The sequence below is a fragment of the Halomonas sp. A3H3 genome (genome assembly GCF_000982975.1).
GTDB lineage: Bacteria > Pseudomonadota > Gammaproteobacteria > Pseudomonadales > Halomonadaceae > Vreelandella > Vreelandella titanicae.
Map to the genome: position 1 here is coordinate 247,496 of NZ_HG423343.1, position 13,546 is coordinate 261,041.

General features: G+C 57.5%; 13 protein-coding genes and 1 pseudogene. 8 read left to right on the plus strand and 6 right to left on the minus strand.

From position 1 onward, the window contains the following. Positions 1–23 precede the first annotated feature (23 nt). On the minus strand, positions 24–668 hold the full coding sequence (locus HALA3H3_RS01075; RefSeq protein ID WP_022520528.1) for a class I SAM-dependent methyltransferase: 645 nt from the start codon (positions 666–668) through the stop codon (positions 24–26). Between the two features lie 40 nt (positions 669–708). Here HALA3H3_RS01075 and HALA3H3_RS01080 point away from each other — a divergent pair, with 40 nt between their 5' ends. The 4 genes from HALA3H3_RS01080 (at position 709) to HALA3H3_RS01095 (ending at position 2,902) form a co-directional block, all read left to right on the plus strand. Then, on the plus strand, positions 709–1,092 hold the full coding sequence (locus tag HALA3H3_RS01080; RefSeq protein ID WP_022520529.1) for a VOC family protein: 384 nt from the start codon (positions 709–711) through the stop codon (positions 1,090–1,092). Between the two features lie 112 nt (positions 1,093–1,204). After that, the gene (locus HALA3H3_RS01085) at positions 1,205–1,594 is read left to right on the plus strand and encodes a DUF4870 family protein (RefSeq protein ID WP_022520530.1); all 390 of its coding nucleotides are present in this window, start codon (positions 1,205–1,207) and stop codon (positions 1,592–1,594) included. Between the two features lie 2 nt (positions 1,595–1,596). Then, a complete protein-coding gene (locus tag HALA3H3_RS01090) occupies positions 1,597–2,532 on the plus strand; it encodes a lysophospholipid acyltransferase family protein (RefSeq protein WP_022520531.1) in 936 nt (311 codons plus the stop codon). Between the two features lie 19 nt (positions 2,533–2,551). Next, positions 2,552–2,902, plus strand: coding sequence for a DUF4870 family protein (locus HALA3H3_RS01095; protein WP_022520532.1), 351 nt, complete (start codon positions 2,552–2,554; stop codon positions 2,900–2,902). 20 nt (positions 2,903–2,922) lie between these two features. Here the strand turns inward: HALA3H3_RS01095 and HALA3H3_RS01100 are convergent, their stop codons facing one another. After that, positions 2,923–4,527: an alkaline phosphatase family protein gene (locus HALA3H3_RS01100; protein ID WP_022520533.1), complete on the minus strand. Its 1,605-nt coding sequence runs from the start codon at positions 4,525–4,527 to the stop codon at positions 2,923–2,925. Between the two features lie 238 nt (positions 4,528–4,765). On the opposite strand from HALA3H3_RS01100, the gene HALA3H3_RS01105 reads away from it, so the two are divergent. The 3 genes from HALA3H3_RS01105 to HALA3H3_RS01115 all read left to right on the plus strand — a co-directional run bounded on the left by HALA3H3_RS01105 (position 4,766) and on the right by HALA3H3_RS01115 (position 7,978). Beyond that, positions 4,766–6,328 (plus strand): glucan biosynthesis protein, encoded by a 1,563-nt coding sequence (locus HALA3H3_RS01105; protein WP_022520534.1) that lies wholly within the window; start codon positions 4,766–4,768, stop codon positions 6,326–6,328. Between the two features lie 72 nt (positions 6,329–6,400). Next, the gene (locus HALA3H3_RS01110; protein WP_022520535.1) at positions 6,401–7,183 is read left to right on the plus strand and encodes an FkbM family methyltransferase; all 783 of its coding nucleotides are present in this window, start codon (positions 6,401–6,403) and stop codon (positions 7,181–7,183) included. Positions 7,184–7,204: 21 nt separating this feature from the next. Beyond that, positions 7,205–7,978: a creatininase family protein gene (locus HALA3H3_RS01115; protein ID WP_022520536.1), complete on the plus strand. Its 774-nt coding sequence runs from the start codon at positions 7,205–7,207 to the stop codon at positions 7,976–7,978. A 53-nt stretch (positions 7,979–8,031) separates the two neighbouring features. Here the strand turns inward: HALA3H3_RS01115 and ribA are convergent, their stop codons facing one another. Continuing rightward, positions 8,032–9,135, minus strand: a complete 1,104-nt coding sequence (gene ribA, locus HALA3H3_RS01120) for a GTP cyclohydrolase II RibA (protein ID WP_022520537.1) — start codon at positions 9,133–9,135, stop codon at positions 8,032–8,034. A 367-nt stretch (positions 9,136–9,502) separates the two neighbouring features. On the opposite strand from ribA, the gene HALA3H3_RS27210 reads away from it, so the two are divergent. Beyond that, positions 9,503–10,114 carry a RibD family protein gene (locus tag HALA3H3_RS27210; protein WP_238326115.1) on the plus strand — a complete coding sequence of 204 codons (612 nt, stop codon included), beginning with the start codon at positions 9,503–9,505 and terminating at the stop codon, positions 10,112–10,114. Between the two features lie 57 nt (positions 10,115–10,171). Here the strand turns inward: HALA3H3_RS27210 and HALA3H3_RS27215 are convergent. The 3 genes and pseudogenes from HALA3H3_RS27215 to HALA3H3_RS01135 all read right to left on the minus strand — a co-directional run. Then, positions 10,172–11,182 (minus strand): annotated as a pseudogene (locus tag HALA3H3_RS27215) (lysylphosphatidylglycerol synthase transmembrane domain-containing protein); the annotation flags it as partial. Further along, entirely contained in the window at positions 11,103–13,055 is a 1,953-nt protein-coding gene (locus HALA3H3_RS01130; RefSeq protein ID WP_022520540.1) for a glycosyltransferase, read from the minus strand. The gene HALA3H3_RS01130 and the pseudogene HALA3H3_RS27215, both read right to left, overlap by 80 nt. Then, entirely contained in the window at positions 13,052–13,450 is a 399-nt protein-coding gene (locus HALA3H3_RS01135) for a 6-pyruvoyl trahydropterin synthase family protein (RefSeq protein ID WP_022520541.1), read from the minus strand. The genes HALA3H3_RS01130 and HALA3H3_RS01135 overlap by 4 nt, the downstream gene beginning before the upstream one ends. Positions 13,451–13,546: the final 96 nt, after the last annotated feature.

The window sequence follows — 13,546 nt, forward strand, 5'->3', positions numbered from 1 at the left end:
TGCTTTTCTAACGTTATAATTATTCACGTTAGCGTTTTGTGTAGAATAACCGTGTCTGGCCCAGGAAATTCCACTACTAAACTATTCTTTTGTGCCCACCAACGGAAGGTCTCCTCACTAAAAAAGCTGATATGGGTGGGGTCGCTAATATAGTGCCAGCGGGCAAAAGCCTCCGGCGAAGTGACGCGCTTGGTCATTAAGCCCAGATAGCCACCTGGCGAGAGCTGATCCGCCAACTGCGTAAGCACCTTGCCGGGCTGCGCCAAGTGCTCAACAACTTCTGTGGCGGTGATAAAATCATATATTTGTGTCAAAACTGAGGCATCGGGGGCGTAAAAAAGGTCGTAAATAGCCATCGGGTGCCCCTGCTCTGCGAACATAACCGACAGCGTCGGCCCTGGCCCTGAACCAAAATCAAGACCGCGGGCGTTGGGTTCGAGCTTAGCTAACAGCGGGGTAAATAAACGCCCTAAAAAGCGCCGGTATCCCGTATCATGCGGCGAGTTTTGATGTTTATCGTATTCGGCCTTTTCTGCAGCGGCGCTTAAATGCTGCTCGGGGGGGACAAATACCAGCTTGCACGTGGCACACTGGTAGTAGTCACGACGCCGATCCCGGTGGTAGGGCGCAGTAGTGGGCTCCACACAGAGCGGACAGCAGCGCATCATCGTATTCTCTGGCTTATCGTTACGTATTAAGGAAGGTGGCATGCTATCAGGTCTGGATCATCTTGTTGTAACCGTGACCGATATGGGTCGCGCAGTCGATTTTTACTCACGTGTTTTGGGCCTAGACGTGCGCTATCGCGATGCCCAACGGGTCGATTTAATGCTCGGTGATACGGCACTTCGCCTACATCAAACCGACACCGATATTGCCCCCATTTCAGCCACACCCACCCCTGGCAGCCTGGACTTATGCCTGCGCTGCCAGCTGCCGCTGGATGAGTTCAAGCAGCATTTAGATGCGCTGGCGATAGACGTAGAGCTAGGCCCCGTCGCCCGCCAAGGCGCCACAGGCCCGATTGAGTCGATTTATCTGCGTGACCCGGACGGTAACCTGCTAGAGATTTGCCGCCCCTCTTCGCGTTAATGCTAAGTCTAATGAATCAAGGTATTATATATCGCGCTTAAATAGCGCGCACTGATGTGCCAAGCACCATCACCCACTTCAGCATCTATACAATTGAATGAAAGGAAACGTTATGCTTGATAACGAAAGTGAATCCCCACTCGACGGCCAAGTCGTAAGCGAAGAGCAGAGCTCCCAGCCCGACACAACCATGGCAATGGTTATTTATGCGCTCTATCTGGCCAGTTTTATCCTTGGTTTTACGTCGATTATTGGTGTGGTCATTGCCTATGTCTATAAGGGCAAAGGCCCTACGTGGCTGGACGAGCACTACCGCTACCAGATCCGCACCTTCTGGATAGGATTGGTGTACGGCATTATTTTCTCGATATTGCTCTTTGCAGTGATCGGTTTCCCACTTTTGCTGGCGCTAGCCGTGTGGTTCATTATTCGCTGTGTTAAAGGTTTCAAAGGGCTGCAAGAGAAGCGCGCACCTTCCAATGTAGATACTTGGTTGATTTAACGATGACACCACAGGGGGCTAATAACGCTAGGCGTTTTTCCAAAGCCAGTGCGATCAGTTGGCTGTGGCGTCAACTGTCACGCTGGCCGCTTGCGCGCCTGTGGCGTATTTCTTCGGCGCTCGGCCCCCTGGTTTACCGCTTTAATAAGCGTGAGCGTTGGGTAACCGATCGCAACTTAGCGATCGTTTACCCAGACCTCTCCATTGCTGAACGTAAAACCCTTGGTCAGCACAGTTTACGCCACTCAACGGCTACGATGTTGGAGCTGGGCCACGCCTGGATGGCGGAACCAAACAAGGTAGAGACCAGCATTTTAGCGGTGCACGGTCGCGACAAGCTCGATAACGCCCGCACCGAAGGCCGCGGCGTGATTGTGCTTGCCCCGCACTTCGGCAACTGGGAGGTGCTTAACTTTTGGCTCTCGAGCCATTTCCCTTTCACCGCCATGTACGAGCCACCCAAAATCACCGCCCTCGATCCCGTCATTCGTCATGGCCGCGAGCGTATGGGGGCAAGTTTGGTTCCCACCAACCCCCGCGGCGTTGCGGCACTACTTAAAGCGCTTAAACGCAGCGAAGCGATTGGCATACTACCTGACCAGGAGCCCGACTGGGGCAGCGGCGTTTTTGCACCCTTCTTTGGTCGCGAGGCTTACACCGCCACCCTGCTGCCGAAATTGGTCGCCCGCACCCAGGCACGGGTAGTCACCGGCGTCGCGCTACGTATTCCTGGTAAAGGGTTTGAGATCCATTTTCTGGATGCCGACGAGCGGGTCTATAGCGACGATGATGTGCAGTCTGCCACAGGCGTCAATGCCAGCGTCGAGAGTGCGATTGCCTTGGAGCCTGCACAGTATCAATGGGAGTACAAGCGCTACCGTAAAGTAGTGCAGGAGCAGCAAAATCTAGCCAACTTCCGCGACTATCGTCTTTATTAGGCTGAAAAAGAGAGAACTGATGGCACAACCCCCTATACCCCGCGATGAGATACGCGCTCCGCAGATTATCTACGCGCTTTACTTAGCGGGTATTGTCACTGCCAATATCACCCTGCTGATTGGCGTAATCATCGCCTATGTTTATCGTAAAGAAGCGGCGCCCTGGCTGCAGCAGCACTACCGGTATCTGATCCGCACCTTCTGGATCGGCACGCTCTATGCCGGCATCGCCTTTTTACTCAGCATTGTGATAGTCGGCACCCTGCTCTGGCCGCTGCTAGCGGTATGGCTAGGCGTGCGCTGCGTACTCGGCTGGGTCGATGTTCGCAAAGGGCTAACACCGGCACGCCCTAATAGCTGGCTTTGGTAAGCCGCAAGTCATTCCGCCCTTCACTCATCACCATCCTCGGTGTAAACATCATTTAACTCTCCAAAATCGGCTTGTAGCCAGTGGCGTAATTGGCTCATTCTAGGTGCGTCGCGCGACTCTTCGAGCGTAGGCAACGTGCCGGGAACAAAGCCACGCTTTATAAAGGGCGCCAATAGCTCAGGGTTGCCACTAATAATATGCACCGGTACTGCCGCGCTGGCATCGTCACCGGTAATCAACGGCGCGGCTTGATGATCCCCCAGCACTATCATCAAGGTATTATCATCCACTACACGTTCAGCCCAGCGGCCGGTGACTTTCACAGCGTAGTCCACCGACCAGGCGTAGTGGTCACGAATGCGCTCAATGTCCTGCCACAGCACTTCTGGTGGGTCACCGGCATCCTCCCAGGGGGCAAAAATACGCCCATCGCCAATGGATGACCAATTGTCCAGTACCGGCAGAATCGGCGTCCATGGGGCATGGCTGGAGATCAGTGCCAATTGGGCAAACACCGGTGTCTCACCTAGCAAGTAGCGCTGGGTGTAATCGAGAGTGAATTGATCCGGCATGGTTACCCAGTTGAGAGCAGGCCCGGCGTAAGCGATATCTTTCGCTGCGGCAATTTCATCGAAACCGTAGGCCTCCCCTTCCGGCCACGCCAGGGTAATGGCGGGCATCACACTGAGGGTTCGCTGACCAGTGGCACGAAAATCATCGATCAAAGTGGAGTGGCCGCTGTCCAACATCAGCTGATACCACAGCTGGTTGTCGATCCAGCGGCCGCTGAGGGCTGTCGCGTGGGCTAGCCATGACTGCCCACCACGAATGGGTGAGGCCAACATGCCAGAGACCACGTGAAGGTTATGCTCCCCCAGGCGCTGTTGCATCTCGGCTAGAGTAGGCAGTAGAACGTCGGAGTAACGTGGGTTTTCCAGCGCCGAGATACCGTAGGACTCAATAAAGGTGAGCAGTACATTGCGCCCCGCCAATCCCGGCAGTGGTCGCGCCTCCATGGGTGCGGCCTCCAGCTGTGCAGTAAAGGCGAGGCGGGCGGCGTGGGTATCGGTAATTTGCTGCCACTGAAAACGCGTGGTGTCCACAGCTGGCAAGCGCGCGCTTTCTATCAGCCGTACTCCATTGAGTTCAAGCGCCGCGCCGGTAGTGGCAGTGACCAGCAGCGTTAACGCGACCACGCCAGGCAGGCGCTTAACAGAGTAGGCAACGGGTGGCATCATCAGGCGTGCCAAAACCAGAGTGATGGCTATCAGCAGGGCAACCCCCAGCAGCATTGCGCAAACTGCCAACAGTTGACCTACATTACCTACTAGCAGGTGATAAATTGAGCGCAGCAAAGGTATATCAAGATAAAGATTAAGTGGCCGGGCAAAGGCCATTTGGGTGGCGGCTGCGCCTAGATTCGCGGCGGTTGCCAACATCACCCAACTAACGAGTCCGATGGACACTATGCGGCGCGCTTGGCCGACGGGAAGTAGCAACATGAGCGGCGCAATGATAAGCGCCTCCCAAGCGAGCAAATATGAGCTGATCTCGCCAAAACGCCACCAGAGCGGCGCGATGAGTAAGAAATTCAGCGTTAGAAGCATTAGTAATAATCGACTCATCGCATCCCCATAGGTGCCTACTTTAGCTTACAGTGTCAAAGGTACAGTCTGTCAGCGCTTGGTCTCGTTGAGTAGCTGTACCCAATCGCAAGATAAGAGAGCAAGGAATAAGGCTGCTGAAAAGCGCAATAATCATGTACTGTAATATTTTATCGTATAGTTGTTGTGTAAAAATTTCACGCTTTGCTTGGCTTTAGGCCATGCGCTTTGCAGGCCCTCACCGGAAAGGATTTCGCCCATGCGTTGTAATCAAGTTGGTAGGAAGCCGGTTGCCAAGTGGCGGCCTGGCAAATGGATAGTGTTAATTGGCTGCGCGCTGACCTTGCCAGCGTTGGCCGCAGACGATGCGCACTTCAGGCAGGTTATTGAACGCGCCAAACAGCTTGCTCAAGAAACCTACCAAGCCCCGGAAGAGACCTTACCAGAGGTATTGCGTGAGCTTGATTACGATACCTACCGGCAAATTCGCTTTGATCCCGAACACGCCTACTGGAAAGACGAGAGCCCTTTTAACCTACAGTTATTTCATAGCGGCTTTCTGTTTCAAACCCCGATTGCCTTGAACGTTATCGAAAACGACACGGTAACGCCCCTGCCCTTTTCAGCAGAGGACTACACCTACGATGGCAATGCCGCCGCACTGAAAGAGCAAGACTTAGTCGGCAGCGGCCATGCGGGGTTTCGCCTCCACTACCCTCTTAACAGCGATGACTACGCCGACGAATTTGGTGTATTTCTCGGTGCCAGCTACTTCCGCATTGTCGGGCGTGACCAGGCTTACGGACTATCTACTCGCGGGCTGGCGATCGATACCGCCTCGCCAGATGGCGAAGAGTTCCCGGCATTTCGCGAGTTTTGGCTCTATAAACCCGAGGCTGATGCCGAACAGATTGAACTGCTGGCGTTAATGGATAGCCCCTCGGTCAGCGGCGCCTATCGCTTTGTTATCCAACCCGGTGAGAATACTCAGGTCGAGGTCGAAGCGGAGCTGTTTGCCCGGCAAGATATTGCCAAGCTGGGCGTTGCACCGCTCACCAGTATGTTCACTTATGGTGAGGCAAGCCGCGAGCGGCCGGACGATTTTCGTCCACAGGTGCACGACTCCGATGGCCTACTGATACATGCCGGTAGCGGCGAGTGGATCTGGCGCCCGCTGAGTAACCCATCTCACCTGCATACATCCGCCTTTGTAGACGACTCCCCTCAAGGCTTTGGATTAATGCAACGGGAACGGGATTTTAACCGCTATTTGGATACCGAAGCCCAGTATCACCGTCGCCCCAGCCAATGGATTGTGCCGCTGGATGATTGGGGCCCGGGCCACGTGGAACTTGTCGAAATCCCTACCCCCGATGAGACTCACGACAATATAGTCGCCTACTGGGTGGCGGACGACACCCTGGATGCCGGCGAATCGCGCCGCCTGCACTATCTCACTCACACGCTGAACACTCAGCCTGATGCGCACAATCTTGGCCGCGCCATTCGCACTCGTCATGGCAATGCGGCGGTGCCGGGGCAAGCGGACTCTGCCTCACAAGGCCAGCGCCAGTTTATTGTCGACTTTCAGGGAGGTGCCTTAGAGGAACTCACCGCTGACCAGCCCGTCGAGTTAGACATTAGCGCCCAACACGGCGAGGTACTGCTCCCCCAGGTCACCGCGCTGCCCAACAATGGCTGGCGAGCCAGCTTCCGGCTACCCGCCAGCGATCAACCCAGCGATGTTCGACTAAGGCTCACCTTAAACGGCGAACCAGTTAGCGAAACCTGGAATTACGTGTGGTATCCCGATGACGAATAGCACTTATCAAGCAAACCTTATCTCGCCAGCGCCTGTGTGGATCAAGGCACGTCCATTCAGAGAGCCCAACTAATGCGGCGCATGGCGCTACGACGACTGCGCAGCGCGGGTGGGCTAGCCCGCTCGCTGTTTATTTATTGGCGGCCTGGGCGTCAGCGTGGCCTGCAGCGCCTCTATCAGCCTTTCATACAACCCGGCACCGTTGCCTTTGATATTGGCGCGCATCTAGGCGACCGTAGCGCGGCTTTTCATGCGCTCGGCGCCAAGGTGGTGGCGCTGGAGCCCCAGCCCGACCTCGCCAAATGGTTTAAACGCCTGGTAAAGCCGCCGACCATTACCCTGCTGCCGATGGCGGCGGGCCCTACGGTGGGCTTTGCTGAGATAGCGATCAGCCCCAGCAACCCGACCCTGTCTACCTTGGCCACCGAGTGGCGGGAGCAGATCGGCGAACGCAACGCAGGCTTTAGTCAGGTACGGTGGGAGCAGCGTTTACGGGTGCCGGTGACCACGCTGGATGCGTTAATTGACGAGTATGGCGAGCCCAGCTTTATAAAAATCGACGTTGAAGGTTTTGAGGCGGAGGTTTTGGCGGGGCTAAGTTGCCCGGTGGCCGCGCTGTCGGTGGAGTTTGTGGCAGGCGCCCTGGAAATAAACAACGCCTGCGTGAACCACTTAAGCCGCCTTGGCGAGTACCGCTACAACGTGGTGGCCGGTGAACAACGCCACTTTCGCTGGACCGAGTGGCAAACACCACAAGCGGTTAGCGAGTGGCTAAGCACAGGGGCCGAAGGATTGCCTTCCGGTGACCTGTACGCCTGCCGCTCGGATCATCGATTACTTCTGAATGATGCTTAATACCTAAAGGCTTCTCATTTTATGATTCACCACTGGCAAACCCTCACCGCTCCACAGTTAGCCGAGTTCGCCCAATGCGACCCTGTAGCGGTACTGGTGCTCGGGGCCATTGAACAGCACGGCACTCACCTCCCTTTAGCCACCGACTTGACCATTGGCGAGGGGCTGCAAACCGCTATGTTGGAGAAGCTGGATACCCACCTGAACGTAATCTGCCTACCGCCGATTGCGGTGGGCGCCAGCGACGAGCACGCCAATTTTCCCGGCACGCTCAGCCTACCCGCGCCGCTGGCCATTGCTACTCTTGAAGCCTACGGCGACAGCTTAGCCCACGCCGGCATTCGCCGCCTGGTGCTGATTAACAGCCATGGTGGTAATAAGGCAGTGATGGATTTGGCAGGGTTAACCCTGCGTCGGCGGCATGGTATGCGCGTGGTCAAAGCGACTTACACACGGCTACCACCGCTAGAGGGCGCGATTGCCTTTGAAGAGTTGCGCTACGGCTTACACGGCGGACTGCTCGAAACCGCTATGATGCTCTATTTAGCGCCAACGCTGGTGCAGTTGGACGGCTATCAGGCCACCCCGCCTGCAGCGCCCCAAGGCGATGCATTAGTGAGCGCAGAAGGTGCTGCGGCTTTTGCCTGGCTGGCGGAAGACTTAAGCACCCAAGGTGTCGCGGGCGATGCCAGCCAAGCCAGCGCTGAACTAGGCGAGCAACTGGTTCAACACTACGCAAGACAGTTAGCAGCAGTGGTAAAAGAAACCGCCCAACTACCACCGCTAACCAACTAATGACAGCCCCGTCACTAGGTTCGTGTTGGTTCATGTTTAGCGCTTAGTACGGTTTAACGCTGGCTACTGAGCACATCTTCCAACAAGTGCCCGCCTCGGGTGGCTTTGGCATTTAGATAGCGCTGGTTGTGGTCGGTAACGCTGCCGTACAGCGCCTGGCGTGATACCACTTCAATACCACCCTGACGCAACGCTTCCATCTTCAAGGGGTTGTTGGTCAGCAGTTGAACTTGGTCGATATTGAGCGCATTGAGCATATCCACAGCCACCGCATACTGGCGCTCATCGTCACCAAAACCGAGTACTTGATCCGCATCCACGGTATCCAGGCCACCATCCTGTAAGGTGTAGGCGCGTAGTTTATTGGCTAAGCCAATGCCCCGGCCCTCTTGAGCCAAATAGAGCAGCACACCGCCACCCATGGCTTGAATATCCGCCACGGCGTTGCGTAGCTGCTCGCCGCAATCGCAACGCAGACTGCCGAACAGGTCACCGGTTAAACACGCCGAGTGCAGGCGTAGCGGCACCGCGCCTTCCCAGCGCTCCGGTTTACCGATCACCACAGCAACGTGCTCACGCAGGCCGTCCGGCTCACGGAAAAGCACAAAGCGGCTGTCGGCAGCATCCTCGAGGGGGATATTCGCTTCGCTCACCCGCTTGAGCATGCCCGGCGCCCCAGCAAGGCATTGTGTAGCGTCTTCAGCGCTGACTTGCAGCAGGCGTCCTTCTGCCAACTGCTGCTCAATGGTCGCTGTAGCCTCTTGGCTAACAAAAGCGCAGAGCGCTGCGGGAATCAGCAGGGCTCTGCGCATCAGCGTCACGGCGCCTAGTTCGGCTATTCCGGCGGGCTTTAACCCGCTCAGTAACCCACCCGCAGGTTGTGAAAGCGTTTCCGCCGTGGCCAAGCCATTCAGCTCATTGGTGCTAATGTGAGCTACCAGCGGTAGGCTGGCGGCCTCGGCGGACAAGTTCATGCCCATCGCCGTCAGGCGGTGACGAGTAAGCACCAGCGAAGGCCGCTCGCCTGCTAGCAAAGCCAGCGCTTCGACCGATTCACTGCCTTCCAGCGCCTGCACGAGCAAACGCTGCCCACTGGCATTCACCACCACTGGCAATCCACGGCGGATGTCGAAAATAGCGCGTTCAATCTGGTACATGTAGGCCTCCTGGCTTCCTTACGAGGGGGATGGCGCACGCTCGCGCTGAGCTATTTGCTCTGAACTGAATGAATGGCTGCCCCGAACGGCTTGCTCTTAACCAAGAAGCGCCCGCATGATGAAGCGAATCTTTAAGCGCGGAGGCGTCATGCCCGAATCTCATGTCAACACGATTACACTGGCCGACGCCTGGAATTGGCTGTTGGCACTGCGTCATCGGCGTCCTAGCGATGTGGCGATTAAGGTGTCGCCAACCGGCGAGTGGCAAACGGCTAAAGCGATCACCGCTGAGGCGCGAGAGCTGCTCGATTGCCTGACCCCGCTGGCCAGTCGACCGGCGTGGGTGGTGGCGCAGCTGGGACAGAGTATGGATGGCCGCATTGCCACGGAAAGTGGCCACTCCCACTACATCAACGGCCATGAAAGTTTGGTTCACCTGCATCGTCTGCGCGCTTTGGTCGACGCAGTGGTGGTCGGCGCGGGTACCGCCAGCGCCGATAACCCGCAGCTGACCGTGCGCCATGTTAGCGGCACTAACCCGATGCGGGTGGTGCTGGATCCACGCGGCCGCATTCCCAGCGACTTGGCACTGCTGAACACCAATAACGCCCCGACGCTGCATATCATGGGGTCTGAGCTGCAGGCAACGGCGAGCGTGGCCCACGTTGAACGTTGCGTACTGCCGCTGAATGCCAGCGGTCAGTTCAATCCCAAAGATGTTGTCACCCTGCTGGCCAAAAAGGGCTTGCCGCGGGTACTGATAGAGGGTGGCGGCATTACGGTGTCTCAGTTTATCGAAGCGGGTGCCGTTGACCGTCTGCATCTGTTGGTCGCCCCGCTGCTGATCGGCTCCGGTAGGCCAGGGCTGCAAATGACGCCTATTGAGACCCTTGAGAGTGCGCTGCGCCCGCCCATGCGGACTTTCCGCTGCGGTGACGACACGCTGTTCGATCTGCGACTGCGGGATACTACCGCCTGAAGGTTGCGCTTTTTCACGACGACTCAGCGCCACCCAGATACCCGGTAGGCTCGCCAGCAACACCAGCACCCCGTAAGCCAATGACACCGCCACGCCTTGAGCGGGTGGCAGGCCGACCAGCGCCCAGACCCCGGCAGCGGCGCCTTCACGCAATCCCCATCCGGCTACCGAAAACGGGATCAGCATGGCCAGTAGCAGTACCGGTGTCAGCGCCAGCACTTGCAGCGACGGTAGCTCAACGCCAATCGCCCGAGCCGCACAGACCATTACCAGACCATAGCTCAACACAATCACCAGAGACGAAAGCAACTGCTGGGGCCACACGCCGTGCCGCAACAAACCACGCCTTACATCGCGCGCCAGGGCTTGACACCAGCTCGGCAGCCTTGTCAGCCCATGGCTAAAACGTTGGCGCAGCAGCAGGCCGCTGGCGATGAGCGCCGCAAGAGCGGCGAATGCGCTTAACCCCACCGCTGTGATCACTGACTCACCCAGCGCGGCATGCCAGAGCGGTGAGAAAAGCAGCGCGGTTAGCGTTAGCATCACCACGGCGACCTGCCCCGAGGCGCGCTCAATAATCACCGCTCGCCAGGCGCGCCCCCTAGACTGCGCTTGAGTGGCATGGCGGTGCGCCCGCCCGGCGTCGCCTAATACACCGCCGGGCAACAGCTGATTGACCAGTAGGGCCAGGTAGTACTCCCGTAGCGCGTAAGCAAACCGCAGCGGTACATCAATAAGACCCGCGGTAAACTGCCAGCGCCAGGCGCAAAGCATGATCTGTAGCGTGCTGATGGCTAACGCCAGCACGACCCACTCCGCGGAGAAACGTTGCACCTCCGCCACAATCGCCTGGGGCTCCACCCACAACGCCACCGCACCCAGCAACGCTATGCTGACCACCATGCGGCGTAGCCATGGGCTTCTCCGCGCCAGCTTTTTATAACAAGCCCCCAGTCGAGTGAACATACCTTGATCAGGCCCCATAGGATTAGGCCTCTTCCCTGGGGTTGGCAAACAGAGGCGTAGCAAACAGGTCGCGGTGCCCCACCCAAATACCCCGTTCGCCATTGGCCACCGCCTGCTGGCGCTGCTGTAACCAGGTGGCAATACGCGCCGCCGCTTCCGGGGCTTGCTCGGTGGCAGCTTCGGCCCAGCCTTCGAGTAGCGCCATCATTAACGGCTGCTGTTCTTGACTGCCAGCAGCGAGCTGCCACGGTGTTTCAGCTTGTTCAATGCGATAATCAGCCCTCTCTAACGCGGCAACTAATGCCCCGTGCGCCTGCCCGCCTAGTGCATCACCTAAACCTTTATCGCGCTGCTGGTGAGCCATAAACATCGCCTGCAGCCAGCGGTCTTCGTCATCCAGCACCGGCGCGCCTTGAGGGTCAATAAAGTGCCACTCACCGGTCACGCTTAGCGCTATCAGCAGCGCCTGCTGCTGCCCAGCGATGCGGGTCACCAAGGCATCGATCCATTGTTGGGAGACCAGATCTAGCAGCGCCGATGCGGTGACGAGGTACGCGTCGTCAAGTGGCACCTCGGCAAGCGCCTCCAGCGATATGCAGTACGTCTCAATGGCCACGGGCTGCCCTTGGCTATTGCTTAATCCGGCAGCACACTGGCGCGCCTGGGCTAACAAAATGGCGTCGTGATCGATCAGCTTCCAGCGCTGGTGGCCATTCAGGCGCGGCGCCAGAAAGCGCATGTTACTGCCCCGGCCGCAGCCAAGATCCGCTATCAGCGGCGCCGGAGTACGCGCGCTCAGCCACTTCGCGGCAAGCTCAGCCAAGGGCTGGCTACGGGAATCGACATCAGCCGCCTCCCGCAGCGTCAGCCAGTCGGACGCAAACTGGCTGCCTGGGCGCAAATTTGGAGAATCGGCGGGCGCAGTTAACGCCGTGGCAAACTTAGCCCCCGCTTCTTGCCAGTCGCTTAACGCATCCAGGGCCTGGGCCGCTCCCTGGCGCAGTTGGTGGCGTAGTTTGTCGTCATGGCAAAAACGGCTGAGGGCATCTTGAAGCGCGTCGACGTCACCCGGTTCAACGCTCAAACCAGCGCCTGCAGGCAAGGTATCGCGAAGCGCACCACCGGTAGTGGTAATCACTGGCAGGCCGTGGGCCAGGGCTTCGGTGACCACCATACCGTAGCCTTCATACCAAGAGGGCAGTACCAGCGCATGGGCGCTGCGATAGGCCGCTTCCAGCGTAGCGCCATCGCACTCGCCGTGAAGCCGTACGCTGTCTTGCAAGCCGTTCTGATCAATCAGTTGCTGTACACGCTGGGTAAAAGTGGCATCCCGGGCGCCACCGTAGCAGTCGCATTGCCAGTGATCGCCGCTAACGCCCGCCAATGCCTTTACCAGAATATCCTGCCCTTTGCGCGGCGTTAACGTTGCCACACATAGCAAACGTAGTAGCTCACCCGGTTCTGCTGCGGAGCTGATCGGCGCCTGGGCAACACCCGGCTCAACCACAGTGACACTGGGATTGAGTGGCATTTCATAGTGAGCCGCCAGCTCAGGTAAGCGCCGGGCGGTAAAGTGACTGGTGACGATAATCCGCGCCACGTGGGCAAGCGCGTTTAACTCGCTGCGATGAAAGCGCTGCTGATCAGCCTCATCAAGGCCCAATTCATCGCCTAAGGGGTGGTGCAGCAACGCTGTGATTTCCAGCCGCTGGGCATGTTGGGCAACCACCTCCGGCAGCGCTCCCATGGCCAGGCCATCAATCACCACCGCCGCCTGATCGGGAAGCGACGCTAGGGCCTGAGTGAGCGCTTCTGCTGCCTCGGCATCCGCATCAGGAAACGTGCCAGCCAAGCCGACGACGTCAATTTCCCATCCCTGGTCACGCAGGGCCGAGACAATTTGGGCGTCGTAAATATAGCCGCCGGTACGCTGAGCAGGGTCACCGGCAACGATAAGGTTAAACCGCTTACTCATAGAGCGCCTTCATAGCTTGCCCAGGCTACATGGGATTCATGTAGCTTGATCTCCATATGGGTAATCCCTTTGGCGGTGATGCCCATTTTGCCCTCACCAATCGCCTTGGCGAGCTGGTCAAAGATCACCTTGGCCATGAACTCGGTGGTGGTATTTTTACCCGCGAACTCGGGCACTTCATCCAAATTACAGAAGTTGTAACCTACCAGTACTGATTTTACCGTTTCGCTGGCAAGGCCGATATCGATCACCAGGCCGTCCTCATCCAGCTCGGGGCGCTGAAAAACCACATCGACAACATAGGTAGCGCCGTGGGTACGCTGGGCAGGGCCAAAGATCTCACCATTGAAACTGTGGGCGATCATAAAGTGGTCACGGACACATAAACGAAACATAGAGACTCCAAATGATAAGAAACCTCTGATTAACTATTGCGCTCGACCATACGGCGTTAAAAATCGCCTCAAAATGCTCATTTACAACCCGTAAAC

Coding starts and splice junctions, on each gene's coding strand:
- HALA3H3_RS01115 (WP_022520536.1), top strand. CDS start 7,205: ATGATTCACCACTGGCAAACCCTCACCGCTCCACAGTTAGCCGAGTTC.
- HALA3H3_RS01090 (WP_022520531.1), top strand. CDS start 1,597: ATGACACCACAGGGGGCTAATAACGCTAGGCGTTTTTCCAAAGCCAGT.
- ribA (WP_022520537.1), bottom strand. CDS start 9,135: ATGTACCAGATTGAACGCGCTATTTTCGACATCCGCCGTGGATTGCCA.
- HALA3H3_RS01085 (WP_022520530.1), top strand. CDS start 1,205: ATGCTTGATAACGAAAGTGAATCCCCACTCGACGGCCAAGTCGTAAGC.
- HALA3H3_RS01100 (WP_022520533.1), bottom strand. CDS start 4,527: ATGAGTCGATTATTACTAATGCTTCTAACGCTGAATTTCTTACTCATC.
- HALA3H3_RS01075 (WP_022520528.1), bottom strand. CDS start 668: ATGATGCGCTGCTGTCCGCTCTGTGTGGAGCCCACTACTGCGCCCTAC.
- HALA3H3_RS01080 (WP_022520529.1), top strand. CDS start 709: ATGCTATCAGGTCTGGATCATCTTGTTGTAACCGTGACCGATATGGGT.
- HALA3H3_RS27210 (WP_238326115.1), top strand. CDS start 9,503: ATGGATGGCCGCATTGCCACGGAAAGTGGCCACTCCCACTACATCAAC.
- HALA3H3_RS01135 (WP_022520541.1), bottom strand. CDS start 13,450: ATGTTTCGTTTATGTGTCCGTGACCACTTTATGATCGCCCACAGTTTC.
- HALA3H3_RS01130 (WP_022520540.1), bottom strand. CDS start 13,055: ATGAGTAAGCGGTTTAACCTTATCGTTGCCGGTGACCCTGCTCAGCGT.
- HALA3H3_RS01095 (WP_022520532.1), top strand. CDS start 2,552: ATGGCACAACCCCCTATACCCCGCGATGAGATACGCGCTCCGCAGATT.
- HALA3H3_RS01105 (WP_022520534.1), top strand. CDS start 4,766: ATGCGTTGTAATCAAGTTGGTAGGAAGCCGGTTGCCAAGTGGCGGCCT.
- HALA3H3_RS01110 (WP_022520535.1), top strand. CDS start 6,401: ATGCGGCGCATGGCGCTACGACGACTGCGCAGCGCGGGTGGGCTAGCC.